Annotated in this window: 28 protein-coding genes and 2 tRNA genes; 14 read left to right on the forward strand and 16 right to left on the reverse strand. The window is 68.5% G+C overall.

From position 1 onward, the window contains the following. The first annotated feature begins 14 nt into the window (after window positions 1-14). A complete protein-coding gene (locus BR31_RS0104235; protein WP_027499867.1) occupies window positions 15-488 on the forward strand; it encodes a ribose-5-phosphate isomerase in 474 nt (157 codons plus the stop codon). Then, window positions 489-1286 carry an Fpg/Nei family DNA glycosylase gene (locus BR31_RS0104240; RefSeq protein ID WP_027499868.1) on the forward strand — a complete coding sequence of 266 codons (798 nt, stop codon included), beginning with the start codon at window positions 489-491 and terminating at the stop codon, window positions 1284-1286. A gap of 72 nt (window positions 1287-1358) precedes the next feature. Here BR31_RS0104240 and BR31_RS0104245 read toward each other — a convergent pair whose 3' ends face one another. Both BR31_RS0104245 and BR31_RS0104250 read right to left on the reverse strand, forming a co-directional pair. Beyond that, on the reverse strand, window positions 1359-2186 hold the full coding sequence (locus tag BR31_RS0104245; RefSeq protein WP_027499869.1) for a GA module-containing protein: 828 nt from the start codon (window positions 2184-2186) through the stop codon (window positions 1359-1361). A 97-nt stretch (window positions 2187-2283) separates the two neighbouring features. Further along, window positions 2284-2694: an SRPBCC family protein gene (locus BR31_RS0104250; protein WP_027499870.1), complete on the reverse strand. Its 411-nt coding sequence runs from the start codon at window positions 2692-2694 to the stop codon at window positions 2284-2286. Window positions 2695-2777: 83 nt separating this feature from the next. Between BR31_RS0104250 and BR31_RS0104255 the strand changes: the two genes are divergently transcribed. From BR31_RS0104255 to dinB, 3 genes are all read left to right on the forward strand, one after another. Further along, window positions 2778-3587: a helix-turn-helix domain-containing protein gene (locus BR31_RS0104255; RefSeq protein ID WP_156042349.1), complete on the forward strand. Its 810-nt coding sequence runs from the start codon at window positions 2778-2780 to the stop codon at window positions 3585-3587. A 111-nt stretch (window positions 3588-3698) separates the two neighbouring features. Continuing rightward, the gene (locus BR31_RS0104260; protein WP_231496371.1) at window positions 3699-4265 is read left to right on the forward strand and encodes a GNAT family N-acetyltransferase; all 567 of its coding nucleotides are present in this window, start codon (window positions 3699-3701) and stop codon (window positions 4263-4265) included. A gap of 60 nt (window positions 4266-4325) precedes the next feature. Continuing rightward, the gene (gene dinB / locus BR31_RS0104265; protein WP_027499873.1) at window positions 4326-5564 is read left to right on the forward strand and encodes a DNA polymerase IV; all 1239 of its coding nucleotides are present in this window, start codon (window positions 4326-4328) and stop codon (window positions 5562-5564) included. Between the two features lie 88 nt (window positions 5565-5652). Here dinB and BR31_RS0104270 read toward each other — a convergent pair whose 3' ends face one another. From BR31_RS0104270 to BR31_RS0104290, 5 genes are all read right to left on the reverse strand, one after another. Next, on the reverse strand, window positions 5653-6489 hold the full coding sequence (locus BR31_RS0104270) for an ABC transporter permease (RefSeq protein ID WP_081830313.1): 837 nt from the start codon (window positions 6487-6489) through the stop codon (window positions 5653-5655). Further along, entirely contained in the window at window positions 6486-7292 is an 807-nt protein-coding gene (locus BR31_RS0104275; RefSeq protein WP_027499875.1) for an ABC transporter ATP-binding protein, read from the reverse strand. Before BR31_RS0104275 ends, BR31_RS0104270 begins: the two co-directional genes overlap by 4 nt. A 36-nt stretch (window positions 7293-7328) precedes the next feature. Then, window positions 7329-8171 (reverse strand): DUF4097 family beta strand repeat-containing protein, encoded by an 843-nt coding sequence (locus tag BR31_RS0104280; RefSeq protein ID WP_027499876.1) that lies wholly within the window; start codon window positions 8169-8171, stop codon window positions 7329-7331. Window positions 8172-8237: 66 nt separating this feature from the next. Beyond that, a complete protein-coding gene (locus tag BR31_RS0104285) occupies window positions 8238-8750 on the reverse strand; it encodes a YlcI/YnfO family protein (RefSeq protein ID WP_027499877.1) in 513 nt (170 codons plus the stop codon). A 345-nt stretch (window positions 8751-9095) separates the two neighbouring features. Further along, window positions 9096-9169, reverse strand: a tRNA-Gly gene (locus tag BR31_RS0104290). Between the two features lie 200 nt (window positions 9170-9369). On the opposite strand from BR31_RS0104290, the gene BR31_RS0104295 reads away from it, so the two are divergent. From BR31_RS0104295 to aroQ, 6 genes are all read left to right on the forward strand, one after another. Next, window positions 9370-9446 (forward strand) — tRNA-Pro (locus tag BR31_RS0104295). Window positions 9447-9524: 78 nt separating this feature from the next. After that, entirely contained in the window at window positions 9525-10880 is a 1356-nt protein-coding gene (gene tig, locus BR31_RS0104300; RefSeq protein WP_027499878.1) for a trigger factor, read from the forward strand. Between the two features lie 91 nt (window positions 10881-10971). Beyond that, window positions 10972-11616 carry an ATP-dependent Clp protease proteolytic subunit gene (locus BR31_RS0104305; protein WP_072751059.1) on the forward strand — a complete coding sequence of 215 codons (645 nt, stop codon included), beginning with the start codon at window positions 10972-10974 and terminating at the stop codon, window positions 11614-11616. Between the two features lie 46 nt (window positions 11617-11662). Continuing rightward, a complete protein-coding gene (locus BR31_RS0104310) occupies window positions 11663-12325 on the forward strand; it encodes an ATP-dependent Clp protease proteolytic subunit (protein ID WP_027499880.1) in 663 nt (220 codons plus the stop codon). 309 nt (window positions 12326-12634) lie between these two features. Beyond that, on the forward strand, window positions 12635-13915 hold the full coding sequence (gene clpX, locus BR31_RS0104315) for an ATP-dependent Clp protease ATP-binding subunit ClpX (protein ID WP_027499881.1): 1281 nt from the start codon (window positions 12635-12637) through the stop codon (window positions 13913-13915). Window positions 13916-14003: 88 nt separating this feature from the next. Beyond that, window positions 14004-14471: a type II 3-dehydroquinate dehydratase gene (aroQ, locus tag BR31_RS0104320; protein WP_027499882.1), complete on the forward strand. Its 468-nt coding sequence runs from the start codon at window positions 14004-14006 to the stop codon at window positions 14469-14471. Here the strand turns inward: aroQ and BR31_RS0104325 are convergent. The 5 genes from BR31_RS0104325 to BR31_RS0104345 all read right to left on the reverse strand — a co-directional run bounded on the left by BR31_RS0104325 (window position 14451) and on the right by BR31_RS0104345 (window position 20598). After that, entirely contained in the window at window positions 14451-14855 is a 405-nt protein-coding gene (locus BR31_RS0104325; protein ID WP_027499883.1) for a DUF302 domain-containing protein, read from the reverse strand. The genes aroQ and BR31_RS0104325 overlap by 21 nt on opposite strands. Before the next feature lie 28 nt (window positions 14856-14883). Next, window positions 14884-15114 (reverse strand): YgaP family membrane protein, encoded by a 231-nt coding sequence (locus BR31_RS0104330; RefSeq protein WP_027499884.1) that lies wholly within the window; start codon window positions 15112-15114, stop codon window positions 14884-14886. Window positions 15115-15140: 26 nt separating this feature from the next. Then, window positions 15141-17321, reverse strand: a complete 2181-nt coding sequence (locus BR31_RS0104335) for an MMPL family transporter (RefSeq protein WP_027499885.1) — start codon at window positions 17319-17321, stop codon at window positions 15141-15143. A gap of 119 nt (window positions 17322-17440) precedes the next feature. Next, window positions 17441-18286: a formate dehydrogenase accessory sulfurtransferase FdhD gene (fdhD, locus tag BR31_RS0104340; RefSeq protein ID WP_027499886.1), complete on the reverse strand. Its 846-nt coding sequence runs from the start codon at window positions 18284-18286 to the stop codon at window positions 17441-17443. Beyond that, window positions 18286-20598, reverse strand: a complete 2313-nt coding sequence (locus BR31_RS0104345) for an FdhF/YdeP family oxidoreductase (RefSeq protein ID WP_027499887.1) — start codon at window positions 20596-20598, stop codon at window positions 18286-18288. Before BR31_RS0104345 ends, fdhD begins: the two co-directional genes overlap by 1 nt. A 105-nt stretch (window positions 20599-20703) precedes the next feature. Here BR31_RS0104345 and BR31_RS0104350 point away from each other — a divergent pair, with 105 nt between their 5' ends. Then, on the forward strand, window positions 20704-21708 hold the full coding sequence (locus tag BR31_RS0104350; RefSeq protein WP_027499888.1) for an iron-siderophore ABC transporter substrate-binding protein: 1005 nt from the start codon (window positions 20704-20706) through the stop codon (window positions 21706-21708). Between the two features lie 25 nt (window positions 21709-21733). Here the strand turns inward: BR31_RS0104350 and BR31_RS0104355 are convergent, their stop codons facing one another. Continuing rightward, window positions 21734-22735 carry a zinc-binding dehydrogenase gene (locus tag BR31_RS0104355; RefSeq protein ID WP_027499889.1) on the reverse strand — a complete coding sequence of 334 codons (1002 nt, stop codon included), beginning with the start codon at window positions 22733-22735 and terminating at the stop codon, window positions 21734-21736. An 85-nt stretch (window positions 22736-22820) separates the two neighbouring features. On the opposite strand from BR31_RS0104355, the gene BR31_RS0104360 reads away from it, so the two are divergent. After that, window positions 22821-23150 (forward strand): DUF6412 domain-containing protein, encoded by a 330-nt coding sequence (locus BR31_RS0104360; protein ID WP_027499890.1) that lies wholly within the window; start codon window positions 22821-22823, stop codon window positions 23148-23150. A 123-nt stretch (window positions 23151-23273) separates the two neighbouring features. Further along, entirely contained in the window at window positions 23274-24221 is a 948-nt protein-coding gene (yidC, locus tag BR31_RS27385) for a membrane protein insertase YidC (RefSeq protein ID WP_081830314.1), read from the forward strand. 48 nt (window positions 24222-24269) lie between these two features. Here yidC and BR31_RS0104370 read toward each other — a convergent pair whose 3' ends face one another. The 3 genes from BR31_RS0104370 to BR31_RS31365 are packed head-to-tail and all read right to left on the reverse strand — an operon-like array spanning window position 24270 to window position 25572. Then, the gene (locus BR31_RS0104370) at window positions 24270-24923 is read right to left on the reverse strand and encodes a nucleotidyltransferase family protein (RefSeq protein WP_231496373.1); all 654 of its coding nucleotides are present in this window, start codon (window positions 24921-24923) and stop codon (window positions 24270-24272) included. 55 nt (window positions 24924-24978) lie between these two features. Continuing rightward, window positions 24979-25344: a VOC family protein gene (locus BR31_RS0104375; protein WP_027499892.1), complete on the reverse strand. Its 366-nt coding sequence runs from the start codon at window positions 25342-25344 to the stop codon at window positions 24979-24981. 45 nt (window positions 25345-25389) lie between these two features. Continuing rightward, window positions 25390-25572, reverse strand: coding sequence for a hypothetical protein (locus tag BR31_RS31365; protein ID WP_197023549.1), 183 nt, complete (start codon window positions 25570-25572; stop codon window positions 25390-25392). Window positions 25573-25576 lie beyond the last annotated feature (4 nt).

The raw sequence follows: 25576 nt of genomic DNA on the forward strand, positions 1-25576 counted from the left end.
GTCAGAATCGACACATGCGCGTATACCTAGGTGCCGACCACGCAGGCTTCGAACTCAAGAACCAGATCAAGGACCATCTCACCGCGAACGGCCACGAGGTGGTGGACTGCGGCGCTCACGAGTACGACGCGCTCGACGACTACCCCGCCTTCTGCGTCGATGCCGCGCGCCGCGTGGTCGAGGACGAGGGCAGCCTGGGCATCGTGCTCGGCGGCAGCGGCAACGGCGAGCAGATCGCCGCGAACAAGGTGCCCGGCGCCCGCTGCGCACTGGCCTGGAGCGTGGAGACCGCCCGGCTCGCGCGCCAGCACAACAAGGCCCAGCTGATCGGAATCGGCGGCCGCATGCACTCGAAGGAGGAGGCGCTCGCCATCGTCGACGCGTTCCTCGAGACCCCGTGGTCGGGCGAGGAGCGGCACCAGCGGCGCATCGACATCCTGTCGGAGTACGAGCGCACCGGCGTGCCGCCGGCCCTGCCCGAGGCCTGAGTGCCCGAGGGCCACACTCTCCACCGCCTCGCACGGGAGCACCAGCGACACTTCGCCGGTGCTCCCGTTCGTGTGTCCAGCCCGCAGGGCAGGTTCGAGTCCGGCGCCGCGCGCGTCGACGGCAGGGTCCTGCTCCGGGCCGAGGCGTGGGGCAAGCACCTGCTGCACCACTACGAGTCGGGCCTGATCGTGCACGTGCACCTCGGGCTGTACGGCAAGTTCACCGATCTCCCGCTGCCCATGGGCGCGCCGGTGGGTCAGGTCCGCATGCGGATGGTCGGGGCCGAGATCGGCACCGACCTGCGCGGGCCGACCGCCTGCGAGATCTACGACGAGCCGCAGCTGAGGGCGCTCGAGGGTCGGCTCGGACCCGACCCGCTGCGTCCCGATGCGGATCCCACGCGGGCATGGCGCCGGATCTCCAAGTCGCAGACGGCGATCGGAGCACTGCTGATGGATCAGGCGGTGATCGCGGGGGTCGGCAACGTGTACCGCGCGGAGGTGCTGTTCCGGCACGGGATCAACCCGAACCGCCCCGGCGCGCGGCTGGGCGCGGCCGAATGGGATGCGATGTGGGCCGACCTCGTCTCGCTGATGAAGGTCGGTGTCCGGCGGGGGAAGATGCACGTGGTGCGCCCCGAACACGACAACGGCGAGCCGTCGTACGCCAAGGACCGCCCTCGGACCTACGTGTATCGGCGAACGGGATCGGCATGCCGCGTGTGCGGCACGCCGATTGCTCACTCGGTGATGAAGGCGCGCAACCTGTTCTGGTGCCCGACCTGTCAGCCGGTCTGAGGCGTGGTACGAGTTCGGCAGGATCTCGCCCGGAAAGCGGGTGAAATCCTGCCGAAATTTTCTCAACCGGGCCTAGAAGCCGCCGAAGTCGCCGCCGCCGAAGTCGCCACCGCCGAAATCGCCACCGCCCCAATCTCCACCGCCGGCGTCGCCACCCCAGTCGCCGCCGCCCGCGTCGCCACCGGCGTCGGCGCCAGCATCTCCGCCGGCGTCGCCGCCTGCATCGCCACCGCCGTCACCGCCGGCGTCGCTGCCGTCGCCCGCGCCGCTCTCGAAGGCCTGGGCGTCATACGGCACCCCGGCCATGCCGCCGAACATCGCGGAGAACAGGAACATCGAGCCGACGCCCCACGCGCCCGCGACGAGCGCCGGCTTCCACCAGGGCTCGGAGTACCAGCCGGCCGGGACGGGCCGACCCGCGACGCGACCGCCCGGGTAGTAGTTCGGCGTGCGCGGGGACGGGTTGGGGGAAGCGGAGACCTGACGGCCCTCGAACTCGATGTCGCGGTTCTCGGTCACCTCGCCCGCTGCGCGCTGGCCGTCGATGCTGGGAACCTCGGGTCCCGGATCCATTCCCATCGCCAATCGCGCGGCACGGATGTAGTAGAGGCCTTCCAGCGCAGTCTGTTTCGCGAGGCGGGCCTGCGCGGGGCTGTTTGCCTGGTCGATCTGCGAGCCTGCCGCGATGTGGCGCTCGGAGGCGTCGGCGAGGGCCTGCTTCGAGGCCGTGTCGGTGCCGGTCAGGTTGTAGACCTGGCCGCCGAGTCGCTCGATCGCCTGGCGCGCGTCCGCCTTGGCGTCCTCGAGTTGGGTGGCGGTGTGGCCGACGGAGCGTTTCTGGCTTTTCATCACCAGGAACACGACGACACCGATGACGGCGAGGATCAGGAGGAGTTCCACTGGGGGCCTTCCCATCGGGACAAATCGGACGAGTCCCAGCCTACCGGCGATCCGGAGGTGCCCGCCGTCCGCGGAACTGCCGCCTCGCCCCCGTCGGTCAGCCGCCGCGCACCCGGTCGCCCTCGAGAGTTCGGCGAATCGCGCTGGTACCGAGCTCCATCATGGCCGCGGTGCGGGCCGCCATCGCATCCGGCAGCAGGTCCGCGATCCAGACGAATCGGGTGCGCCCATCGCTCTCGGCGAACACCTGGGCCGACGCGTTGTGATGCTCGTAGGGCCCGCCGACGATCGACCACGACAGGCGGCGAGCCGCCTCGTCCAGCGCGACCAGCCGTTCGCGGACGACCGAACCGTCGCCGAAGGTGACGATCCGGTCGGCCCCGTCGAGGGTGGTCTCCGTGACGAACCCGACGGCCAGGCGCTCGTGCAGTGCACTCCAGTCGCGGAGCGCATCCCACGCGCGCTCGGGGGTGGTGTCGACGAGTGTTTCGGTGCGTATGTATGCCATGACCCGAGCGTGCCCCTCGCCTGCCCGCTGGTCTTGAACATTATTGCGGCCCCGTGTCGGTGGCCGCGCGTAGCGTTTTCCTCATGCAATCGGCGGCGCGGATCGCAGAACTGCCCCAGTTCAGTGCCTGGGCGGTCACCTGCGCAGGCGAGCACGCCGCATGGTCGGATCCGGAATTCCACGACGATCACCGGCTGGTGCTCGTGCGGTCGGGACGGTTCCTGCGGCGGGCCGACGGGATGGAATCGGTGCTGGACCAGACGACCGCCTACCTGGGCCGACCGGGCCAGGAGGAGAGGTTCGCGCACCCTGTCGGCGGCGACCTCTGCACCTCGATCGAGATCGGCCCCGAGCTGTGGCACTCGATAGTGGGCGACTCCGGGGTGCCGCTCGCCGCGGATCTCTACGTCGACGCCGCGGTGGAGCTGTGTCATCGGCGGTTGCTCCTGGCGGCCGGGAGTGCCGACGTCGGGTTCGCGGTCGCGGAAGAGGCGGTGGGGCTCGTCGGGGAGCTCGTGCCGCGTGTCGTTGGCGGCGCGAGGCCGGCGCGGATCCGGTCCGGCGCGCGCGGCCGGGTGCTGGCGTCCGCCGCAAGGGCCGCGATCCTCGACGGGGGTCCGGGCACCGACGGCCTGATCCCACTGTCCGAGGCGCTGGACGTGTCGCCGTTCCTGTTGAGCCGCACCTTCACCGCGGTGACCGGCGTCTCCCTCACCCGCTACCGCAATCGGGTCCGGGTGGGCCGGGCGCTGGCGCGGCTCGAGGGAGGGGAGCGGGACCTCGCGTTGCTCGCCGCGGACCTCGGGTTCGCCGACCAGGCCCACCTGACCAGGACGATGCGCGCACACCTTGGCCGGACGCCGGGTGCGGTGCGGGCGCTGCTTTCAACCTGACGCGCACCACACCGGCGGCGACTCGCCATGGCATGTCCAATGTCCGAATAATCACTTTCGTCGGGACTGGCTGTCGTGATGTAGTGCCGTATGCACATAGCGATTCGGCCGTTGGCGGCAGAAGATCTGGACCGCGCGGCGGCCGTGCTCGGGGAGGCTTTCACTGACTATCCGTGGACCAACTGGTGCGTCGAAGCAGACTCGCACCAGGAGCGGGTGACCGGGCTGCAGCGGTTGTACCTCGAGCACATGGCCGTGCCACATGGCCTCGTGTACACCGACGCCGATCGGAACGGCGTGGTCGCCTTCATTCCCCCCGATGCGCCTGCCCCCGCCGAATCCGTTTTCGCGACGATTGCCGAGCTACACGGGGACCGGTTCGCACGGATGGTGGAGACGGAAGCGCAGCTGTCGACGATGGGCACCTGGGATGACGCATGGCTTCTGGCGACGATCGGGGTGGCCCGCGGCGCGCAGGGGCGTGGGCTGGGCGGCGATCTGCTCGCCGCCGGGCTGGCCGAGATGGACCGCAGGGGTCACGCATGTTGGCTGGACACGGCGACCCGCCGAAACCTGCCGCTGTACGAGCGTCACGGGTTCTCGATCACCGGACACATCGCCATCGATGACGGACCCGAGGTGTGGCGCATGCATCGCGAGGCCGGGTCTGCGCGGTAGCGAGGTGAGCCGGTATCGGGTGCCGCGGGGCTTCCGGCTGTCGGTGTTCGATACGAACATATGTTCGTGTCCGATCGTCCAGCGTTTCCGACCCCGCCCTCCGAGCCGGCCAGGGCCGAGGCCACGATCCTGCATGCCGATCTCGATGCCTTCTATGCCTCGGTCGAGCAGCGGGACGACCCGTCACTGCGGGGTCGGCCGGTGATCGTCGGTGGGGGAGTCGTCCTCGCCGCGAGCTACGAGGCCAAGGCCTTCGGTGTCCGCACGGCGGGCAGTGGGGCGCAGGCGCTGCGGTCGTGTCCGCAGGCGGTGGTCGTCCGGCCGCGGATGTCCGCGTACGCGGAGGCGAGCCGCGCCGTGTTCGAGGTGTTCCGGCAGACCACCCCGCTCGTCGAGGGGGTGTCGATCGATGAGGCGTTCCTCGACGTCGGGGGATTGCGGCGGGTCTCGGGAACCCCTGTCGAGATCGCCACCCGGCTCCGGGCGGAGGTGCGCGAGCGGGTCGGGCTGCCGATCACGGTCGGCGTCGCGAGGACCAAGTTCCTCGCCAAGGTGGCCAGCGCGGTGGGCAAGCCGGACGGGTTGCTCGTGGTGCCGCCCGACCGTGAGCTGGCCTTCCTGCATCCGCTGCCGATCGAGAGGCTGTGGGGTGTCGGCGCCGTCACCTCACGCAAGTTGCGCGACTACGGGATCGGCACCGTCGGGCAGATCGCGGAGATCCCCGAACGCGAACTGATGTCGGTGGTCGGGCAGGCGGCGGGCAGGCACCTGCACGCGCTCGCCTGGGCCCGTGACCCTCGACGTGTCCAGGTCGGGCGTCGCAGGCGGTCGATCGGCGCGCAGCACGCGCTAGGGCGTCGGCCGAAGTCACCGGAGGACATCGAGGCGTCGCTCGTCGCGCTGGTCGATCGGGTGGCGAAGCGGCTGCGGGCGGCGGACCGGGTCTGCCGGACCGTGGTGCTGCGGCTGCGTTTCGACGATTTCACCCGGGTGACCCGCTCGCACACCCTCGGCCAGCCCACGTCGCAGACCGCGGTGCTCCAGGCCGAGGCTCGTGGTCTCCTGGCCGCGGCGATGCCGACCATCCGCGATCGTGGTCTGAGCCTGGTCGGGGTGGCGCTCGCCAATCTGGAGGAGGGCGGGGCGGAGCAACTCGCGCTGCCGTTCGGCCCGCTCTCGAGCAGTTCCCTCGACACCACCCTGGACAGCCTGCGGGACCGGTTCGGCTCGGCCGCCGTCACAAGGGCGGTCCTACTCGGCCGCGATCAGGGGGTCACGGTGCCGATCCTGCCCGACTAGGGGTGAGAGCAACCTTCTCGACCCACAGCCCTCAGGGCCACACCGGGATAATCCGGTGTGGCCCTGACAGCTGTGGGTCGATGGGCGCTCAGAGACGACGCTCGCGGCGGTAGAGCGAGCGCGCCCAGGCGTATCCGGCGACGCCGATCGCGACGGTCCAGCCGACGGCCTGCGCGACCACCGCGGCCTCGAGGCCCGCGCCGCCTGCGAGCAGCCCGCGCACGGTCTCGATGATCGGTGTGAACGGCTGGTACTCCGCGAACCAGCGGACCGCCGTCGGCATGGTCTCGACCGGCACGAACCCGCTACCGAGGAACGGCAGCAGCAGCAGGATCATCGGGGTGTTGCTGGCCGTCTCCACGCTCCGAGCGTTCAGCCCCATCGCGACGCACAGCCAGCTGAGGGCGAGACCAAGCAGCACGAACAGGCCCAGCAGCGCGAGCCAGTCGAGCGCCCCCGCGTCGGGACGGTAGCCCATCGCGAGTGCCGCGCCGAGCACCAGCACGATCGCCGCCAGCGACTGGAGCACCGTGCCGAGCACCTGCCCGGAGAGCACGGACCCGGGCGAGATCGCCATGGTCTTGAACCGCGCCATGATCCCGCTCGCGGCGTCCATGGCGGCGCTGATGGCCACGGATTGTCCCGCGCCGACGATGGTGAGAATGAACAGCGTTGGGGTGATGTAGTCCAGGTACGCCGCCCGCCCGTCGGCACCGGGGGCGACCCCGGGCATGACCCCGGCGCCGAGGGCGCCGCCGAAGATGTACACGAACAGCACGAGCATCACCAGCGGGCCTGCGACGAGGAACATGGTGAGCCCCGGGTAGCGCACCGCGCGCAGGAGGTTGCGGCGCAGCATCGTGAGGACATCCGTCGCCGGGCGCGAGCGCACGGTGGCGGGAGCGGTGGTGGCGATGGCGGTCATCGGACGTTCTCCTTGGTGGTGGCGGGGCCGTTCTCGTTCTCGGTCTCCGTTGGCGGCTCGGTGAGGGCGAGGAACACGTCGTCCAGTGAGCCGGTGTCGTGCGCGGCCTTGAGGTCGGCGGGGGTGCCCTCGGCGACGATGCGGCCTTCGTTCAGGACGGCGACCGAGTCGGCGAGCTGGTCGGCCTCCTCGAGGTACTGCGTGGTGAGCAGGATCGTGGTGCCCGCGGCGACGAGCGTGCGCACCTCGTCCCACAGGACGCGACGGCTGCGCGGGTCGAGGCCCGTCGTCGGCTCGTCGAGGAACACGACGGACGGTGCACCGACGAGCGTCATCGCGAGGTCGAGCTTCCGTTTCATGCCACCGGAGAAGGTCGCGACGGGCTTGCGCGCGGCGTCGGCGAGGCCGAAGCGCCCGAGCAGTTCGGTGATCCGGCGGCGTCCCTCGGCGCGCCCGAGGTGATTGAGGTCGGCCATGAGCCGCAGGTTCTCGGTGGCGTTGAGCAGCTCGTCGACGGCGGTGATCTGGCCCGTCACGCCGATCGACGCCCGCACCGCCTCGGGCTCGCGGGCCACGTCGTGGCCCGCGACGCGGACCGTGCCCGCGTCGGCGGCGAGCAGGGTGGACATGACGCCGACGGCGGTGGTCTTGCCTGCCCCGTTGGGGCCGAGCAGGGCGGTCACGGTGCCGGCGGGCACGACCAGGTCGACGCCGTCGAGCACGACTTGCTCGCCTGCCTTCGACCGGTACGACTTGCGCAGGCCGGCGACCTCGATCGCGGGACCGCGGACGGTGGTGGTCATGGGTTCTCCTTCGATGGTGGTGGGTCGGGCTCTTGGTCAGGCGTGCGGACGTCGGACGACGATGTCGCCGTAGCTGGAGCCGGCGCGAACCTCGGCGGTCCGGTCGCTCTCGTCGGGGCCCGCGGCGTCGTGCAGGAGATTGCGGACCTTGCCGTGCTGCGTGGTGGCGTCGAGCCAGGCCGCGGTGCCCTCGGGCACCCCGATCTCGATCGCCCCGGTCGAGCTCTCGAGCTGGACCCGGCCGCTGGTGGCCTGCTCGATGCGGATGTTCCCGTGCGCGGTGCGAGCGGTGGTGTCACCGAGCGACCGGTCGATCGAGATGGGCCCGTGGGCTCCGTTCACGCGCAGGGTGCCGGTCACCTCGCCGATCTCGGTCGGACCGTTCGGGTTCTTGATGCTGGCGTCCCCGGCCAGCTCGCGGATGCGCACGCCGCCTGCGGTGACGACGATCTCGGTGGAGCCGAGGGCGCGTCCGACGACGACGGAGCCCGCGCTCGCGCGGAGGTCGAGCCTGCCGCCGACCTCGTCGACCCGAACGTCACCGGCGCGGCTCGTGAACGAGCAGGTTCCGAGCCTGCCCTGGGCGAAGAGGGGGCCGAGCGCACCGCCCTGCACGGAGGAACCGGTCGGCAGCTCGATCGTGAGGTCGACGGAGGACTTGGTGAGGTACTTCCACCTGGTGCCCGTCTGCACGGTGAGGGTGCCGTCGTGGAAGTCGACGCGGGTCTCGTCGGCGGCCTTCACATCGCCGGACTTGTTCGGGTCGTTGGGGCGGACGGTGACCACGGTGTCGGAGCGATCGCTCGCGACGAGATTGACGGCGCCGACGGCGATGTCGACGGAGACGGTGATCGGCTCGGGGGTCGCGAAAGTAGGCATGGTGAGTCCTCGGTTCTGGTGTCTGCCCTGTTTGCGGGGCGCGGGTGTGTGGTTCGGGGAGGTGGATCAGCGCACCCAGCCGGAGAGCCGGCCGGAGGTGCTGGAGGTGCGCGCTGTCGCGCTGGACGGTGTGGCGGGCCGGACGGCGGCAGCGACCGCGCGCACGAGCCAGGTGTTGAGGGAGACGCCCTCGCGGGCCGCCGCCGCCTCGACCTGTGCCTTGAGCTGGTCGGGGAGGCGGAGCGTGGTGCGGGAGGTGCTGACGTCGTCGGGGTCGAGAGCCGCGGGCGGCGCGGGCTCTGCGGTCGCGGGCCCGGCGTCCTCGAACGCCGAGGACGGGGCGGGGGTGACGACGAACTCCGGGTCGCGGCCCTGGAGGCGCACATCGACGGAGCCGGGGGCGAGCTCGGCCGTGATCTCGTTCGCCGCGGCCGAGAGGGCCTCGAGCAGCATGAGTCGGACGGCGGCGTCGAGCGGGGCAGTCAGGCGCTCGGCCAGCTCACGTGCCTCGTTTCCGCCTGCGGCGGCTGCGGTGGCGAGCTGGTGCTGCAGCTCGTCGACGTATCTCGTAAGTTCCATGACACCACTATGACACCACGTGGGTGTCAGCGCAAGGGGAATGGCCACCTTTCTGGTGGCATGGTGGTGTCAATGCGGTGCTGGCTGGATGAATGTGCAGGTCAGGGTGATATCTGGTCCATGTGGCGAGCCTGAAGAAGTGCCGCCACGGATCGCTTTCGGAGAGTTCCGGGCCGTATCGACGTCGCCGGCGATCGCTATGACACCACTGAGTGTCGCGACGACACCACCGGTTGCGGGGCGGATCCCCGAGGGCTCTCGACCTGTCGTGGGGGCCAGGGGCGCACACCGCACCCGGGCACGAAAAAACCCACCCGGCGAAGGCCTGGGTGGGCTGGTGGATCGTGGAGGGGATGACGGGAATCGAACCCGCATCATCTGCTTGGAAGGCAGAGGCTTTACCACTAAGCTACATCCCCGTGCACACGACAACTTGGGATCGCCATCGATGTCGTCTGCGTTGAGAGACTGTACCCAACCCAGTTCTGGATTTGCCAATCGGGTGGCGGTCGATCCGCCAAAAAGGGTGGCCGGGAATTCCACGAACGGGTGACCCGTAGGATTCACCACGGCGGTAGCCACGCGGATCTTTCGCGCGGCCGCCGTGTCGCGGACCTAACGGGGTGTAGCGCAGCTTGGTAGCGCATCCGCTTTGGGAGCGGAGGGTCGCAGGTTCAAATCCTGTCACCCCGACCAGGGACAACGTCATAACAGCGCGGAACTGAAGACCAGGGCCGCGACGCAACGAGCAAGACCACACGAAGGAGCATGTCCGTGAAGAGCACCGTCGAGCAGCTGAGCCCGACGCGGGTCCGTATCAACGTTGAGGTGCCCTTCGAGGAGCTCAAGCCCGATTTCGACAAGGCGTACAAGGCCCTCGCGCAGCAGATCCGTCTCCCCGGCTTCCGTCCGGGCAAGGCCCCGGCCAAGCTCCTCGAGGCTCGCGTCGGCCGCGGCGCCGTGCTCGAGCAGGTCGTCAACGACACCCTTCCCGGGCGCTACTCGGAGGCCGTGACCACCGCGGGCGTCAAGGCGATCGGCCAGCCCGAGATCGACATCACCAAGATCGAAGACGGTGAGCTGCTCGCGTTCACCGCCGAGGTGGACGTCCGTCCCGAGATCGACCTGCCCGACTACAGCACCCTCGCGGTCACCGTCGACCCGGTCGAGATCACCGATGAGGCCGTCGAGGAGCAGCTGCTGTCGCTGCGTCAGCGTTTCGGCACCCTCACCGGTGTCGAGCGCGCGGTTCAGGACGGCGACTTCGTGTCGATCGACCTGTCGGCCGCCATCGACGGCGAGGCCGTCCCGGAGGCGACCGCGTCCGGCCTGTCCCACGAGGTTGGCTCCGGCCAGCTGATCGAGGGTCTCGACGAGGCGATCGTCGGACTCAAGGCCGGCGAGTCGAAGGACTTCACCACCAAGCTCGTCGCCGGTGAGCACGCCGACAAGGAGGCCGTCGTGACGGTCACCGTCGGCACCGTCAAGGAGCGCGAGCTGCCCGAGGCCGACGACGAGTTCGCCCAGCTGGCGAGCGAGTTCGACACCCTCGACGCGCTCAAGGACGACCTGCGCGAGCGGGTCGGCCGGGTGGCCAAGGTCGAGCAGGCCGGCCAGATCCGCGACAAGGTCCTCGAGACGCTGCTCGAGACCATCGAGGTCCCGCTGCCCGAGACCGTGGTCAAGGCCGAGGTCGACGCCCAGCTGCACGAGGCCGTGCACGGCCTCGACCACGACGAGGAGCAGCTCAACGCCCTCCTCGAGGCGCAGGGCACCAGCCGCGAGCAGTTCGACAAGGACGCCACCGAGGCCGCCGAGAAGTCGGTGAAGACCCAGCTGCTGCTCGACGCGATCGCGGACGAGGCGGGCACCGAGGTCGGCCAGCAGGAGCTGACCGAGCGGATCATCTTCCAGGCACAGCGGTACGGCATCTCGCCGGATCAGTTCATCCAGCAGGTCCAGCAGGCCGGTCAGCTCGGCGCCGTGTTCGCCGACGTCCGTCGCGGCAAGGCGCTCGCGACCGTCGTCGACCAGGTGACCGTCACGGACACCTCCGGTGCGGCAGTCGACACCGCGGAGCTGTTCGGCAGCCCGGAGTCGGACGAGGCCGAGGCCGCGGACGAGAGCTAGATTTCACGCCAATAGCGAACAGGGACGGCACCGGGACTCCGGGGCCGTCCCTGTTCGTTAGTGTCAGTGTCAAGAACCATCGAATTCAGTTATGGAGAAGGCAGGTACCGTGACTTCACAGAACCCGGGGGCTTCGTTGAGCCCCGCCATGACTTCAGCCACCTCTGGTCTGAATCTCAGCGACTCGGTGTTCGAGCGCCTGCTTCGGGAACGCATCATCTTCCTCGGTACCCAGGTCGACGACGACATCGCGAACAAGCTGTGCGCGCAGATCCTGCTGCTGTCGGCAGAGGACCCGACGCGGGACATCAACCTGTACATCAACTCGCCGGGTGGTTCGGTGACGGCGGGCATGGCGATCTTCGACACCATGCAGTTCGCGGAGTGCGACGTCGCGACGTTCGGCATGGGCCTCGCCGCGTCGATGGGGCAGTTCCTGCTCTCGGCGGGCACCAAGGGCAAGCGCTTCGCCCTGCCGCACGCGCGGATCATGATGCACCAGCCGTCCGCCGGTATCGGTGGAACCGCGTCGGACATCGCGATCATGGCCGAGCAGTTCGCGCACACCAAGCGTGAGATGGCCGAGCTCATCGCGGAGCACACCGGTCAGACCGTCGAGCAGATCACCGCCGACTCGGACCGTGACCGTTGGTTCACCGCCAAGGAAGCGCTCGACTACGGCTTCGTCGATCACGTCATCACCCGCGCACGGCAGGCCGGCGGCGCGGGCAACTGACCCGCCACCGCCTCCGACCTCTCGTCCACACCATCTTGGAGAACTGATGACCAACCTCTTCGATCCCCGTGCGCTCGGCGGCCAGGCACCGGCCGGCGCTCAGTCGCGCTACATCCTGCCCTCGTTCATCGAGCACTCCAGCTACGGCGTCAAGGAGTCGAACCCGTACAACAAGCTGTTCGAGGAGCGCATCATCTTCCTCGGTGTGCAGGTGGACGACGCTTCGGCCAACGACGTGATGGCGCAGCTGCTCGTGCTCGAGTCGCTCGATCCGGACCGCGACATCACGATGTACATCAACTCGCCCGGCGGCTCGTTCACGTCGCTGATGGCGATCTACGACACGATGCAGTACGTGCGCGCCGACATCACCACGGTGTGCCTCGGCCAGGCGGCCTCGGCCGCGGCCGTGCTGCTCGCCGCGGGCACTCCCGGTAAGCGCCTCGCGCTGCCGAACGCGCGTGTGCTGATCCATCAGCCGTCCACGGGCGGCATCCAGGGCCAGGTCTCGGATCTCGAGATCCAGGCCGCCGAGATCGAGCGGATGCGCAGGCTCATGGAGTCGACGCTGAGCAAGCACACCGGCAAGGACGCCGAGGTGATCCGCAAGGACACCGATCGCGACAAGATCCTCACGGCCGCGGAGGCCAAGGAGTACGGGATCATCGACGACGTGCTGGAGTACCGGAAGCTCTCCGCGCAGAAGTAACGGTCTGTCGGCTCATCGGGTCGACGGGAGACGGTCTGGCTCGCGACACGCCGCGTTCATAGGGATGCGGCGTGTCCGGGAGCCGACCGGTCAGGCTGGGACCCCCGGTCGGAATCGGGGGACACGGTCGTCGGAGCTTCGCCTCGGCTGCGCGCCGGGTCGAATCATCGGCAACTGGTCGACCTCGTTCCGGAACTACGGGTACGGTCACATCAGGGGCTTTGTCCGCCCAGGGGATGTGGGTCGTGACGACTCACACACGGGTGGGGGACGGTCACCACGCTGAGAAGGAAGTAGGGACCTGACGAGATGGCACGCATCGGTGACGGCGGCGACCTGCTGAAGTGCTCTTTCTGCGGCAAGAGTCAGAAGCAGGTGAAGAAGCTCATCGCGGGACCAGGGGTCTATATCTGCGATGAGTGCATCGACCTGTGCAACGAGATCATCGAGGAAGAGCTGGCCGAGTCGAGCGAGGTCAAGCTCGATGAGCTGCCCAAGCCGGCCGAGATCCGCGACTTCCTCGAGAACTATGTGATCGGTCAGGACGCGGCCAAGCGCACGCTCGCTGTCGCGGTTTACAACCACTACAAGCGCATCCAGGCCGGCGACAAGGGCCGCGACGCCCGCGGCGAGACCGTGGAACTGGCCAAGTCGAACATCCTCATGCTCGGCCCCACCGGCTGCGGCAAGACCTACCTCGCGCAGACGCTCGCGAAGATGCTGAACGTGCCGTTCGCCATCGCCGACGCGACGGCGCTCACGGAGGCGGGCTATGTCGGCGAGGATGTCGAGAACATCCTGCTCAAGCTGATCCAGGCCGCGGACTACGACGTCAAGCGCGCCGAGACCGGCATCATCTACATCGACGAGGTCGACAAGATCGCCCGCAAGAGCGAGAACCCGTCGATCACCAGGGACGTGTCCGGCGAGGGTGTGCAGCAGGCGCTGCTGAAGATCCTCGAGGGCACCCAGGCGAGCGTGCCCCCGCAGGGCGGCCGCAAGCACCCCCATCAGGAATTCATCCAGATCGACACGACCAACGTGCTGTTCATCGTGGCGGGTGCGTTCGCGGGGCTGGAGCGGATCGTCTCCGATCGGGTCGGCAAGCGCGGCATCGGTTTCGGGGCGGAGGTGCGTTCCAAGGCGGAGTTGGACACCCAGGACCACTTCGCCGAGGTGATGCCAGAGGATCTGATCAAGTTCGGCCTGATCCCGGAGTTCATCGGCCGTCTCCCGGTCGTGGCCTCGGTGACCAGCCTGGACAAGGACTCCCTCGTGCAGATCCTGTCGGAGCCGAAGAACGCGCTGGTCAAGCAGTACACGCGACTGTTCGACATGGACGGGGTGGAACTCGAGTTCTCGCCGGACGCGCTCGAGGCGGTCGCGGATCAGGCGATCCTGCGCGGCACCGGTGCCCGCGGCCTGCGCGCCATCATGGAAGAGGTCCTGCTGCCGGTGATGTACGACATCCCGAGCCGCGACGACGTCGCCAAGGTGGTCGTGACGGCCGAGACGGTCAACGACAACGTGCTGCCGACGATCGTCCCGCGCAAGCCCGAGCGGCCGGAACGACGCGACAAGTCGGCGTAGTCCGCACAACGACACAGGAGAACGGCCGGTGGGATTCCCACCGGCCGTTCTCCGTCTGTCGGGGTTGCCGCGAGCTAGCGTGTCCCGTATGGCGACCGCAGGCCCGATCCTCGTGCTCAACGGACCCAACCTGAACCTGCTCGGACAGCGGCAGCCCGAGGTGTACGGGCCCGCCACCCTCGACGATGTGGTGGCCCTGTGCCGCGAGGCGGCCGCCGGGTACGGCCGTGAGATCGACGCCCGCCAGTCCAATCACGAAGGCGTCCTGATCGATTGGATCCACGAGGCCCGCGAGGGGGCCTCGGGGGTGGTGATCAACCCGGGCGGCTACTCGCACACCTCGGTCGCGCTGCGCGACGCACTCGCCACGCTCGGGGTGCCGGTGGTGGAGGTGCACGTCAGCAACATCCACGGTCGCGAGGTGTTCCGGCACCGGTCGCTCGTGTCGCCGGTCGCCGACGGTGTGATCTGCGGTCTCGGGGCGGACGGCTACCGCGCCGCCGTCGACTGGATCTGTCGACGGCAGCAGCGGGGCTCAGGAAGCGTCGCCGAGTGAGGCGATCGCGGCCCGCAGGCGGGTGCCCGCCTCCTCGGCGACGGCCTCGAGCGCGGGTTCGCCCGTGACCTGCACCATCAGCTCGGGATTCATCGCCTCCACCGTGACGGTGCCGTCGGCGGCCGGATCGGAGCGAACGATCACGTTGCACGGAAGCAGCAACCCGATCTGCCGGTCGATGGTGACGGCGCGGTGCGCAAGCGGCGGATTGCAGGCCCCGAGAATCAGGTAGTCCTCCATGTCCACGTCGAGCTTGGCCTTGAGGGTCGCGCGCATGTCGATCTCGGTGAGGACGCCGAAGCCCTGTTCCCGAAGGGCCTCTCGGGTCTTCTCGACCGCATCGGCGAAGGAGGTCCGCAGTGTCGTCGACAGTGCCAGGTTCATGAGTTGTCTCCGTTCTGGATCGGGGTGTTCACATTCGGTCGTCGAGTCGCCGCACGCCCAGTCGCTGCATCAGCAGGCTGGCCGGGCACCATCCGACGGCCGCGTAGAGGAGCAGGTTCGCGGCGACGAACCCGGTGAGGATCAACCACCACGACGACAACGCGAGGGTGAGCGCGACGCTGAGCAGGACCATGGTGCCGCCCAGGAGCGGAACCAGTCGCTCGACCGTCCAGCCGTGGTGGCGGGGGAGTGTTGACATGTCGGATTTCCTTCCGTGAAATCGGGTCAGCCGTGGGAGAAGCTGATGTTCGGCAGCACCCTGCGCAGCCAGACGGGGGACCACCAGGCGGCGTGCCCGGTCAACCGCAGCAGCACCGGCAGCAGGACGAGCCGGATGAGGACCGCGTCGAGCAGGACGGCGACGCCGAGGATGATGCCCATCTCCTTCGGCGGGAGCGGGTCGGCGAGCGCGAAGGTGAAGAACACCGCCACCATCACCGCCGCTGCGGCGGCGATCACCCGGCCCGAGTGTGCGAGGCCGTCCACATGCGCGACCTTCGGATCGCCGGACCGCTCGTAGTGCTCCTTCGCGGTGGACAGCAGGAACACCGTGTAGTCCATCGCGATGGCGAAGATCATCGCGAAGAAGAACACCGGCCCCCAGCCGTCGAGGAACCCCTGCGGGGTGAAGCCGAGCAGGCCGGCCCCGTGCCCGTCCTGGAAGATCAGCTTGGCGACCCCGAACGCGGCGGCGGTCGAGAGCAGGCTCACCACCGTGCCGAGAACGGCGATCAGCGGGGCCTGCAGCGCGACCAGCAGCAGCAGGAAGCCGAGGACCAGGATGATGCCGACGATCAGGGGCAGGTAGTCGTTCAGCGCCTGCTGCAGGTCGAGGTTCTCGGCAGGCGCGCCGCCGACCAGGGCCTGAGCGGGTAGCTCGGACCGCAGCTGGGTGAGGATCGACCCCATCGCCTCGTCGGAGGGATCGACACCCGGGATCGCCTGCAGCATCACGTGATCGGAGCCGTCGATCGCAGGCTGCGGTGGGGTGACCATCGCGATCCCGTCGACGGCGGCCGCGGCACCCGCCGTGGCCTCGGCCTCGGACGCCGGGGCGATGATCTGCAGCATTCCTGGTGCGCCTTCGCCCAGCTGTGCCTGGACGAGTTCGTAGCCCTGGCGGACCGGCGCATCGGAGGGGACCACCTCGATCGACGGCATCGCGACCTTCAAGCCGAGCACCGGCAGTGACAGCGCGATCAGGATCAGGAGCGAGCCGATCGCGAACGGCCACGGGTGCCTGTGCAGGAGGTTGCCCCACGCGGCGAAGCGCGGGGAGCGGTGCTGCTGCCGCTTGGCGTAGGGGAGCGAGCCTGCGTTCACCTTGGTGCCGAGCTTGCCGAGCACCGCGGGCAGCAGGGTCAGGGTGGCCGCGAGGACGAAGGTGACGGCGAGCATGATGCCGACGGCCATCGTCCGGACCGCGGGCGCGGGGACCAGCAGCACTGCGGACAGGCTCACGAGCACGGTCAACCCCGACAGGACGACGGCCTTGCCCGCGGTGTCCATCGTCTCGGCGACCGCCGCGCGCGGGTCGCCGCTCTTGCTCAGCGCATCCCGGAATCGCGACACGATGAACAGCGCGTAGTCGATGCCGAGCGCGAGGGCGAACATCATCGCGAAGTTCATGGCCCACACCGAGATCGGCGTGACCGTGTTGAGCAGGACCAGCCCGCCCGCCGAGGCGATCAGGCCCGCCATGGTCAGCAGCAGCGGCAGTCCCGCGGCGACCAGTGACCCGAAGGCCAGCACCATGATCGCGAGCGTCACCGGCCAGGAGAGCATCTCCGCCTGGATCATCGCGTCGTGATTGGCCTTGTTGAAGTCGCTCCAGAGCGCCGACGCGCCGGTGGGGTAGACCTCGATCTCGTCCGTCGACAGCGCGCCCAGTTCTCCCTTGAGCTCGTCGACGGCCTTGACCATGTCGTCGGTGCTCGCGTTCGCGCCCGCGATCAGGATGCCGGTGTGCCCGTCCGGGCTGATGGACATGCCGGGCTGCGGGGCGATGACCTCGCCGAAACGCTGATCATCGGCGAACACCGCTGTCGCGTCGGCGAGGACCTGCTGCACCTGCGGATCGGCGACCGCGAGGGTGTCCGAGTGCACCACGACCTGCACCGCGGCGGAGGAATTCCCGCCGAAGTGCTCCTCGGCGAGCTCGCGGACCTGCACGGATTCCGAGCCGTTGGCCTGCCAGCCGGCACCAGCCAGCGACGTGAACACCGACGGCGCGGCGGCGCCGAGCGCCACCAGCGCGATCAGCCAGATGCCGAACACCCAGCGCGCGCGCCCGACCATCGTGGCGCCCAGTCGGCCGAGGATTCCCCCAGGCGACGCCGGCGGCGGGCCGTCGCCGACCGCCGCCGCTGACCGGGTTTTGTCCACCTCGGCTGTGTTGCTCGTCATGCGTAACTCCTCGATATGCCCCATGGGGTATCTGTCAGGTATGCAACGACTATACCCTAGGGGGTATATAAAAGGGTGCGAGAAGCGTCACAGGGTGGTGCCGTTGGCGGAGCGGGGCGTCAGGCCGGCGTGATCCGGGCCTCGCCGCTGTAGACGTTCATGGTCTCGCCGCGCAGGAAACCGACCAGGCTCAGCCCGGACTCGGTGGCGAGATCGACGGCGAGCGACGACGGTGCGGACACCGCGGCCAGCATCGGAACCCCCGCGACCACGGCCTTCTGTACGAGTTCGAAGGAGGCGCGCCCGCTGACCACGAGGATCGCCTCGCGCAGCGGTACCCGGCCGGCGGTCAACGCCCAGCCGAGCACCTTGTCGACGGCGTTGTGCCTGCCCACATCCTCGCGAATCGCGAGCATGGCGCCATCGGGGGTGAACAGCCCGGCGGCGTGCAGGCCGCCCGTCGAGTCGAAGACCCGTTGCCGCGCGCGCAGGGTCGTGGGCATCGACGCCAGGGTCGACGACGTCACCACCGGGCCGGGAGCCGTGAGGTCATAGCGCGAGCGGACCCGGACCGCCTCGAGCGAGGACTTGCCGCAGACGCCGCAGGCCGAGGTGGTCAGGAACTGGCGATCGGCGCCGGTCGGCGGTGGGACGCCGGGCGCGAGCGCGACGTCGAGGACGTTGTAGGTGTTGGCGCCGTCGCTGTCGACGCCGTCGCAGTACCGGATGACCGAGACGTCGGACGCCGAACCGATGATGCCCTCGCCCAGCAGGAACCCGTGCACCAGGTCGATGTCGTCCCCCGGGGTGCGCATGGTCACCGAGAGCGATCGGCCGCCGAGTCGGATCTCCAGCGGTTCCTCCACGGCCAGGCTGTCCGGCCTGCGCACGCTGGTGCTGCCGGTGGAATCCCCGCTCGGTCCGGTGATCCGCAGCACCGGGCGGCGCGCGGTGACCCGACCCATCAGTGCGCCCCCGCCGGTTCCAGCCGCACCAGCACCGCCTTGGAAACCGGTGTATTCGATTTCGCGGCAACGTGATCGAGCGGGATGAGGGGGTTGGTCTCCGGGTAGTAGGCGGCGGCGTTGCCCTTGGGCGTGCTGTACTCGACCGCCTTGAAGTCCCGCACCCGCCGCTCCTGCAGCACGCCGTCGGGGCCGGTCCACTCGGAGACGACGTCCACGGACGCGCCATCGGCGATGCCCAGTTCCGCGAGGTCGGCCGCGGACACGAAGATCACCCGGCGGCCACCCTTCACTCCGCGATAGCGATCGTCGAGCCCGTAGATGGTGGTGTTGTACTGGTCGTGACTGCGCAGGGTCTGCAGGATCAACCGGCCGGGGGGAGTGGGCAGCCACTGCAGCGGACTCGCGGTGAAGTTGGCCTTGCCGGTACGGGTGGGGAACTCGCGCCGGTCGCGGGGCGGGTGCGGCAGCTGAAACCCGTCGGGCCTGCGGACCCGCTCGTTGTAGTTCTCGCAGCCGGGCACCACCCGCGAGATCGAGTCGCGGATGCGGTCGTAGTCCCCCCTGAAATGCGCCCACGGCACCGAGTGGTCGGCGCCGAGCAGGTGCTCCGCGAGCTCGCAGACGATCGCGACCTCGCTGCGCAACTGATCGCTGATCGGTGTGAGGCTGCCCCGCGAGAGGTGCACCATCGACATCGAATCCTCCACGGACACCATCTGTTTCCCGCTCGCCTGGATGTCCTTGTCGGTGCGGCCGAGGGTGGGCAGGATGACCGCGGTGGCGCCGGTCACCACGTGGGAGCCGTTGAGCTTGGTCGAGACCTGGACTGTGAGTGCGCACGACCGCAGCGCGGCCTCGGTGGCCTCGGTGTCCGGGGTGGCCCGGATGAAGTTGCCGCCCATCGCCATGAACACGGCACCCTTGCCGTCGCGCATGCCGCGGATGGCGGCGACGGTGTCCCAGCCGTGCTTTCGCGGGCTGACAATGGAGAACTCGCGGTCCAGTGCGTCGAGGAACGAGTCCGGCATCTTCTCCCAGATGCCCATCGTGCGGTCACCCTGGACGTTGGAGTGCCCGCGCACCGGGCAGACGCCCGCGCCGGGCTTGCCGATCATGCCGCGCATCAGCAGCAGGTTGGTGATCTCCTGGATGGTCGCGACCCCGTGCGTCTGTTGGGTCAGGCCCATCGCCCAGCACGCGATCGTCCGTTCGGAACGGGCCAACGCGTTGGCGGTCTCGCGCAGCTGCGTCATCGTGAGGCCGGTGGCCTCGAGGACGACGTCGAGATCCACGGCGCGCACGTTCTTCTCGTACTCGGCGAAGCCCGCGCAGTGTTGCTCGACGAAGGCGCGGTCCACCACCGAGCCGGGGTCCGCGTCGTCGGCCTCGAGCAGCAGCCGCCCGAGCCCCTGGAACAGGGCCATGTCGCCGCCGAGGCGGATCTGCAGGAACTCGTCGGCGATGTCGACGCCGCGCCCGATCACACCGCCCACCTTCTGCGGGTCCTTGAACCGGCGCAGCCCGGCCTCGGGCAGCGGGTTCACCGCGATGATCTTGGCGCCGTTCGCCTTTGCCTTCTCCAGGGTGGAGAGCATGCGGGGGTGGTTGGTGCCGGGATTCTGGCCTGCGATGAGGATCAGGTCGGCGTACTCGAGGTCCGGCACCGTCACCGAGCCCTTGCCGATCCCGATCGATTCGGTCAGTGCGCTGCCGGATGATTCGTGGCACATGTTGGAGCAGTCGGGCAGGTTGTTGGTGCCGAAGCTACGGATCATCAGCTGGTAGAGGAAGGCGGCCTCGTTGCTGGTGCGACCGGAGGTGTAGAACACCGCCCGGTCGGGGCTGGGCAGCGCGCGCAGGTGGTCGGCGATCAGTCGGTAGGCCTCGTCCCATCCGATCGGGGTGTAGTGGGTCGCGCCCTCGCGGAGCACCATCGGGTGCGTCAGGCGTCCCTGCTGTCCGAGCCAGTAGTCGGTCTTCTCGGCCAGCTCCGCCACCGAGTGCTCGGCGAAGAACTCGGTACCGACGCGGCGCAGCGTCGCCTCCTCGGCCACGGCCTTGGCGCCGTTCTCGCAGAACTCCGCGGGCTTGCGGTGTCCCGGCGTCTCGGGCCAGGCGCAGCCGGGACAGTCGAAACCGTGCCGCTGATTGAGCCGGGCCAGGGTCCGGGCGGTGCGGACGGCCCCCATCTGTTCGAGACCGCGTTGCAGGGACACCAGCACCGCGGGCACACCCGCGGCGTGGTCCTTGCTGTGCGTGACGACCAGCTCGGATTCGTCGATGTCGCGGTCGGGTCCCTTGCGAGTCATGCCTACATAGTGGCCTTGCGGCGGGCCCGCCGACAGGAGGGTGACCCACTCTGCCTACTATTTCGGCTAGCCTTACCTAGCTTTGGTGACGATGGAGGAGAGTCGATGGCAGACGTCGGGAAGTTGACGCGGCGGGGATTTCTGATCGGAACGTCGGGCGCGCTGCTCGCGTTCGCCGCTGCCTGCAGCAGTGACGGTGACGGCGGATCGGCGTCGGCGGGCACCGGCGCGACCATCGGCAACAAGTACGGCGAGACCCAGGTGCCGCTCGACCCGCAGCGCGTTGTCAGCGTCGGATACAACGACCAGGACGCGCTCCTTGCGCTCGGCTCCACCCCGGTCGGCGTTTTCGACTGGTACGGCAACTACCCGAATGCCGTGTGGCCATGGGCGCAGGGACTGCTCGCCGGGGCGACCCCCGCGATCATCGGCAGCGCGAACACCGGGATCGACGTCGAGAAGGTGGCCGCCACCGGTCCGGATCTGATCGTCGGCACCTACTCGGGCCTGACCAAGGACCAGTACAACAAGCTCAGCGCGCTCGCGCCGACCGTCGCGCAGCCCAAGGAGTTCGCCGACTACGGCGTGCCGTGGCAGGACCAGACCCGGATCATCGGCGAGGCGCTCGGCAAGCAGGACAAGGCGAAGGAGCTGGTGGCCTCCGTCGAGAAGCAGTTCACCGATGTCGCGGCCGCCAACCCCGCCTTCGCGGGCAAGACGGTGATCGTTGGCGCGCTCAAGGGTCCGGGCCAGTTCGGGGTCTACGGCCCTGAGGACCCGAAGGTCCGCTTCTTCACCGAGCTCGGCTTCGTCAATCCGCCTGTCACGCAGCAGATCACGACGACGAACTTCGCCCCGATCAGCACGGAGCAGCTCTCGCTCGCGGACGCCGACCTGCTGGTCTGGTACGCGGGTGGCGGCTACGGCGACAAGCTGCGGGCCGAGCTCGACAAGACGCCGGTCTACCAGGAGCTGAACGTCGTCAAGGAGGGCCGCACGATCATCCTCGAGGACGAGGCCGCCGAGGCGATGACCTGGAGCACCGTCCTGTCGCTGCCGTACGCGCTGGAGAACATCCCGCCGCGGATCGCTCCGCTGCTCACCAAGTAGTCCTGACGAGGGTTCGCCCGACGCGCTAGGGGACCAGCACGACCTTTCCGACGTTGCGACGTTCGGTCAGGATTCGATGGGCCTCTGGCGCGTTGGCGAACGGGACCGCGTCGGACACCACCGGCGCCACGACGCCGTTCTCGATCAGCTCGCGCAACGGGGTGATCCAGGGCTCGAGGGTGCCGCGGTCGTCCCACAGCCGCAGCATGTTGAGTCCGATCACCGCCTTGGACTCGCTCATCTGGTCGATGAGGTTGAAGCCCCGCATCATGCGCAGGGCCTGCGGCGCGGCCCGCAGCAGGTTTCGCTTGTCGCCCGCGACAACCGAGCTGGCCCCGAAGGCGACGAGCCTGCCGCCGGGACGCAAGAGGCCGTAGCTTCGTCGCAGCGATTCGCCGCCGATCGCATCCATGATCACGTCCATCGGCGGGAGTCCGCTGTCCCATCCGGGCTTCCGGTAGTCCAGCGCCACGTCCACACCGAAGCCGCGGATGGCATCGTGCTTGCCCGGTGAGGCGGTGCCGTAGACCTCGGCGCCGCGGTGTTTGGCGATCTGCGTCGCCGCGATCCCGACGCCACCGGCCGCCGCCTGGATCAGGACACGCTCTCCCTCAAGGAGGTTCGAGTAGCCGACCAGGCCGGCCCACGCTGTCGCATAGTTGACGGGGATGGCGGCGCCCTGCTCGAAGGTCAGCGAATCCGGCAGCGCGATGACGTCTCGGGCATCGGCAACCACCTCCTCCGCGTAGCCGCCGAACCTCGTGCCCGCGACCACCCGGTCGCCGACGGCAAGGCCGACCACGTCCGAGGCGACCTCGCCGATCGTGCCCGCGACCTCGTAGCCGACGATGCTCGGCAGCGGCGGGGCGTCGGCGTACAGGCCGAGCCGGGCCATTACGTCGGCGAAATTGACGCCCGCGGCCCGGACGTCGATGCGGACCGCGCCGGGGCGGAGCGTCGGCGAGGGGCGTTCCTGGACCTGGAGGACGTCGGCGTCCCCATGCTTGGTGATCACGACTGCGCGCATAGGGGGAAGGTTAGTACCGATCGGCGTGTGGCTCTCGGGATGCGACAAGCTGTATGCGCGGGGTTCACTCGGTACGCTTTGTCGCATGGCATGGATGTGGTCACTACTCACGCGGAGGCTGAATCTTGTTCAGCTCACGTGGGTGGCCGTGCTGACGTTGGTAGTTGCCACGACAACAGCGATGGACGGGCCGACCGCGGTTGTCGGCGCCGCGATTGCGATCGTTCTTCTGCTCGCAGTGGCCGGACAAGGCTCGCTGTCCCAACTGCGCTCGCTGACCGAGCCGACCACGGGCCCATCACGGGACGAGCAGCGCCTGCGGGGCGCGTTCCGTCGTCAGAGCGCCCCGGACACCCCCGGCCGGCCCCGCCGACCTCGAGCACCCGGACAGGTCCTGGCCGCCGCGCTGCACTGACGCTGCGCGAGCGCCTCGGTCGACCGTCCTTCCACGCCTGAGTGATCCGCAGAGGATCAGGGCGTCAACTCCCACTCGCACGATGCCGTGTGACGCTGCGTCGTGCAGCAAAGAGGTACTCGAATGCTCGACTTCATCTACTACCCCGTATCCGCGATCTTGTGGTTCTGGCACAAGGCGTTCGGCTCGGTTCTTGGCCCCGACAATGGATTCGCTTGGGCGCTGGCCGTGGTGTTCCTGGTCTTCACCCTCCGTGTCTTGCTGATAAAGCCCGCGATCAAACAGGTCCGTACGACCCGCCAGATGCAGGAGTTGCAACCGCAGATCAAGGCCCTACAGAAGAAGTACGCCGGTGACCGGCAACGCCAGGCGACCGAGATGCAGAAGCTGCAGAAGGAGCACGGGTTCAATCCGCTGATGGGGTGCCTGCCTGCACTGGTTCAGGCACCGGTGTTCCTCGGGCTCTATCACGTGTTGCGTTCGTTCAATCGAACCGGGACCGGACTGGGCAACCTCGGCATGACTCCCGAGGCCAACGCCAACACTCCGAACTACTTCTTCAGCGCCGCTGATGTGCAGTCGTTTCTGAGTGCTCGCCTGTTCGGTGCACCGATCTCCGTGGCGGTCACCAGTCCGCAGAGCACGTTGGCGTCGTTTGCTCCGTACGGCGGAGTCCCGACCGTGGCCACGATTGCCGCGGTGGCGATCCCTCTGATGGTGCTCGCGAGCCTTGCCACGCACTTCAACGCGAGGGCATCGGTGAAACGGCAGAGTGCGGAAGCGGCAGCCAACCCGCAGTCGGCGATCATGAACAAGCTGATGCTGTGGGTCTTCCCTCTCGGCGTCCTGGTCGGCGGGCCATTCCTGATGATCGCGATCTTGCTGTACTGGGTGAGCAACAACATCTGGACCTATGGCCAGCAGCACCTCGTGTTCACTCGCATCGACAGGGAAGAAGCCGCGAAACAGCGAGAGGTTGCCGAACAGCGCGTGGTCACTGCGCCCAAACCAGGTGCTCGACCGGCCACCCGGCCGAAGCCTGCGCAACAGAGACGGAAGCGGCGAAGGTAGCGACCGATGCAGGCTCCGGTGCCGCCCTGAAGCCCGGCGGCAACGGGGTCACCGATCCGGCCACGGAAGGACCGTCAGCCGTGGCCACTCCGCTTGCCATCGGTCGGCCTTCGTTTCGTAAACCTCCCGGGGCGCCATCACCGGGTTGGGGCGCACCACCATGTTGAAGAGATCGTCGAAACCGTGAGGGGCGTAGACCTGGGGATCTGTGCCGGCCTTTCGTGTGATGCCGAAGCAGCACGTGGTGGACGCGAAGTGGTCGATAGCATCCGCGCTGTTCGTGAAGGGCGTGGCCGGAACGCCGAAATGCTCCTCGTACCAGAGGTGTACGCGTGCCTCGTTGCGGACCTCGACAACTTCGTCGATGTCGCGGAACAAGATCTCGGCCCTCTTGATGACACTGTCCTCGGCGGCGTAGCTCAGATCGGACCCGTCGAAATAGAACAGGTCGTAGTCCTTGATGCCGGCCCGCAGATCGCGGCCGTCGAGGTGATTCCAGACCGTCTGGAATACCCCGCCTGCAGTGAGGTACCAGTCCTCCACGCCGAGGTGGTCCGCCTGATCCACGATCCGGCGGCACACGGGATTCGCCAAGACGATCTCGAGCAGTCGCTGCTCGTCCGTGGCGCGTGAGGTCATCTTGCAATCATCGCGTAGCGGCAATTCAGCGTCCCGCCGAGTTCGGCTGATCGCCGCGCACACGGCGGCAAGGGGCGTCTCCCTCTGGTGTTGTCAATCCGTGGGGTTACCCGGAATTTCAGTTGTAGAACTGGACGATGCAGAACTCGTGATCCTCTGGATCGTGCATCACCATCACGGTTCCATCGTCGTAGTCGTGACGCACGCCGGCCCAGCGGCCGCCCAGGCTTTCGACACGGTGGCGGCCTGCGTCGATATCTTCGACCTGAATGTCGAGGTGAATGCGGACCTTACCGGTTTTGGGTTCCGGAACTCGTTGGAAGGTCAGGCGCGGCTGGCCGTCAAGGCGAGATCCCACGGTGGCCCATCCGCGGTCGTCGCCGTGATCGTCCGACTCCGCAATGTCGAGCATTGCGCTCCAGAACGATGCCAGCCGTGCGGGGTCCGCGCAGTCGATCGTGATTCCAACCAACCGATTCGTCATGCCTACAGCATCTACGAGCCAGTCGAAAGCTCAATGATGTTGACGTCATTTCTCCGCTGTTGGCGGCGCTGTTGGAGGTGTCAGTCCCAGCGACGGCGAACGCGCCGGTAGCGCTCGTAGATCACGCAAGCCGAACGTCCTGATCTCGAGCAGGTCGAGCGGCACGTTTTCGGCGACCGGCGGCAGGAACGGCGTGCCGCCGCCCGATGATGGCGGGATTGCCGTCATGGCT

The organism is Rhodococcus sp. UNC363MFTsu5.1 (assembly GCF_000686785.1).
In the GTDB taxonomy this organism is placed as follows: domain Bacteria; phylum Actinomycetota; class Actinomycetes; order Mycobacteriales; family Mycobacteriaceae; genus Rhodococcus_G; species Rhodococcus_G maanshanensis.

What these genes read in the sequence shown, in the direction of transcription:
- BR31_RS0104350 (WP_027499888.1), top strand. Translation starts at nt 20,704, where the DNA reads ATGGCAGACGTCGGGAAGTTGACGCGGCGGGGATTTCTGATCGGAACG.
- BR31_RS0104305 (WP_072751059.1), top strand. Translation starts at nt 10,972, where the DNA reads ATGGAGAAGGCAGGTACCGTGACTTCACAGAACCCGGGGGCTTCGTTG.
- dinB (WP_027499873.1), top strand. Translation starts at nt 4,326, where the DNA reads ATGTTCGTGTCCGATCGTCCAGCGTTTCCGACCCCGCCCTCCGAGCCG.
- BR31_RS0104235 (WP_027499867.1), top strand. Translation starts at nt 15, where the DNA reads ATGCGCGTATACCTAGGTGCCGACCACGCAGGCTTCGAACTCAAGAAC.
- BR31_RS0104335 (WP_027499885.1), bottom strand. Translation starts at nt 17,321, where the DNA reads ATGACGAGCAACACAGCCGAGGTGGACAAAACCCGGTCAGCGGCGGCG.
- BR31_RS0104325 (WP_027499883.1), bottom strand. Translation starts at nt 14,855, where the DNA reads ATGAACCTGGCACTGTCGACGACACTGCGGACCTCCTTCGCCGATGCG.
- BR31_RS0104355 (WP_027499889.1), bottom strand. Translation starts at nt 22,735, where the DNA reads ATGCGCGCAGTCGTGATCACCAAGCATGGGGACGCCGACGTCCTCCAG.
- fdhD (WP_027499886.1), bottom strand. Translation starts at nt 18,286, where the DNA reads ATGGGTCGGGTCACCGCGCGCCGCCCGGTGCTGCGGATCACCGGACCG.
- clpX (WP_027499881.1), top strand. Translation starts at nt 12,635, where the DNA reads ATGGCACGCATCGGTGACGGCGGCGACCTGCTGAAGTGCTCTTTCTGC.
- BR31_RS0104330 (WP_027499884.1), bottom strand. Translation starts at nt 15,114, where the DNA reads ATGTCAACACTCCCCCGCCACCACGGCTGGACGGTCGAGCGACTGGTT.
- BR31_RS0104280 (WP_027499876.1), bottom strand. Translation starts at nt 8,171, where the DNA reads ATGCCTACTTTCGCGACCCCCGAGCCGATCACCGTCTCCGTCGACATC.
- aroQ (WP_027499882.1), top strand. Translation starts at nt 14,004, where the DNA reads ATGGCGACCGCAGGCCCGATCCTCGTGCTCAACGGACCCAACCTGAAC.
- BR31_RS0104310 (WP_027499880.1), top strand. Translation starts at nt 11,663, where the DNA reads ATGACCAACCTCTTCGATCCCCGTGCGCTCGGCGGCCAGGCACCGGCC.
- BR31_RS0104285 (WP_027499877.1), bottom strand. Translation starts at nt 8,750, where the DNA reads ATGGAACTTACGAGATACGTCGACGAGCTGCAGCACCAGCTCGCCACC.
- BR31_RS0104275 (WP_027499875.1), bottom strand. Translation starts at nt 7,292, where the DNA reads ATGACCACCACCGTCCGCGGTCCCGCGATCGAGGTCGCCGGCCTGCGC.
- BR31_RS31365 (WP_197023549.1), bottom strand. Translation starts at nt 25,572, where the DNA reads ATGACGGCAATCCCGCCATCATCGGGCGGCGGCACGCCGTTCCTGCCG.
- yidC (WP_081830314.1), top strand. Translation starts at nt 23,274, where the DNA reads ATGCTCGACTTCATCTACTACCCCGTATCCGCGATCTTGTGGTTCTGG.
- BR31_RS0104250 (WP_027499870.1), bottom strand. Translation starts at nt 2,694, where the DNA reads ATGGCATACATACGCACCGAAACACTCGTCGACACCACCCCCGAGCGC.
- BR31_RS0104255 (WP_156042349.1), top strand. Translation starts at nt 2,778, where the DNA reads ATGCAATCGGCGGCGCGGATCGCAGAACTGCCCCAGTTCAGTGCCTGG.
- BR31_RS0104375 (WP_027499892.1), bottom strand. Translation starts at nt 25,344, where the DNA reads ATGACGAATCGGTTGGTTGGAATCACGATCGACTGCGCGGACCCCGCA.
- BR31_RS0104270 (WP_081830313.1), bottom strand. Translation starts at nt 6,489, where the DNA reads ATGACCGCCATCGCCACCACCGCTCCCGCCACCGTGCGCTCGCGCCCG.
- BR31_RS0104345 (WP_027499887.1), bottom strand. Translation starts at nt 20,598, where the DNA reads ATGACTCGCAAGGGACCCGACCGCGACATCGACGAATCCGAGCTGGTC.
- BR31_RS0104360 (WP_027499890.1), top strand. Translation starts at nt 22,821, where the DNA reads ATGGCATGGATGTGGTCACTACTCACGCGGAGGCTGAATCTTGTTCAG.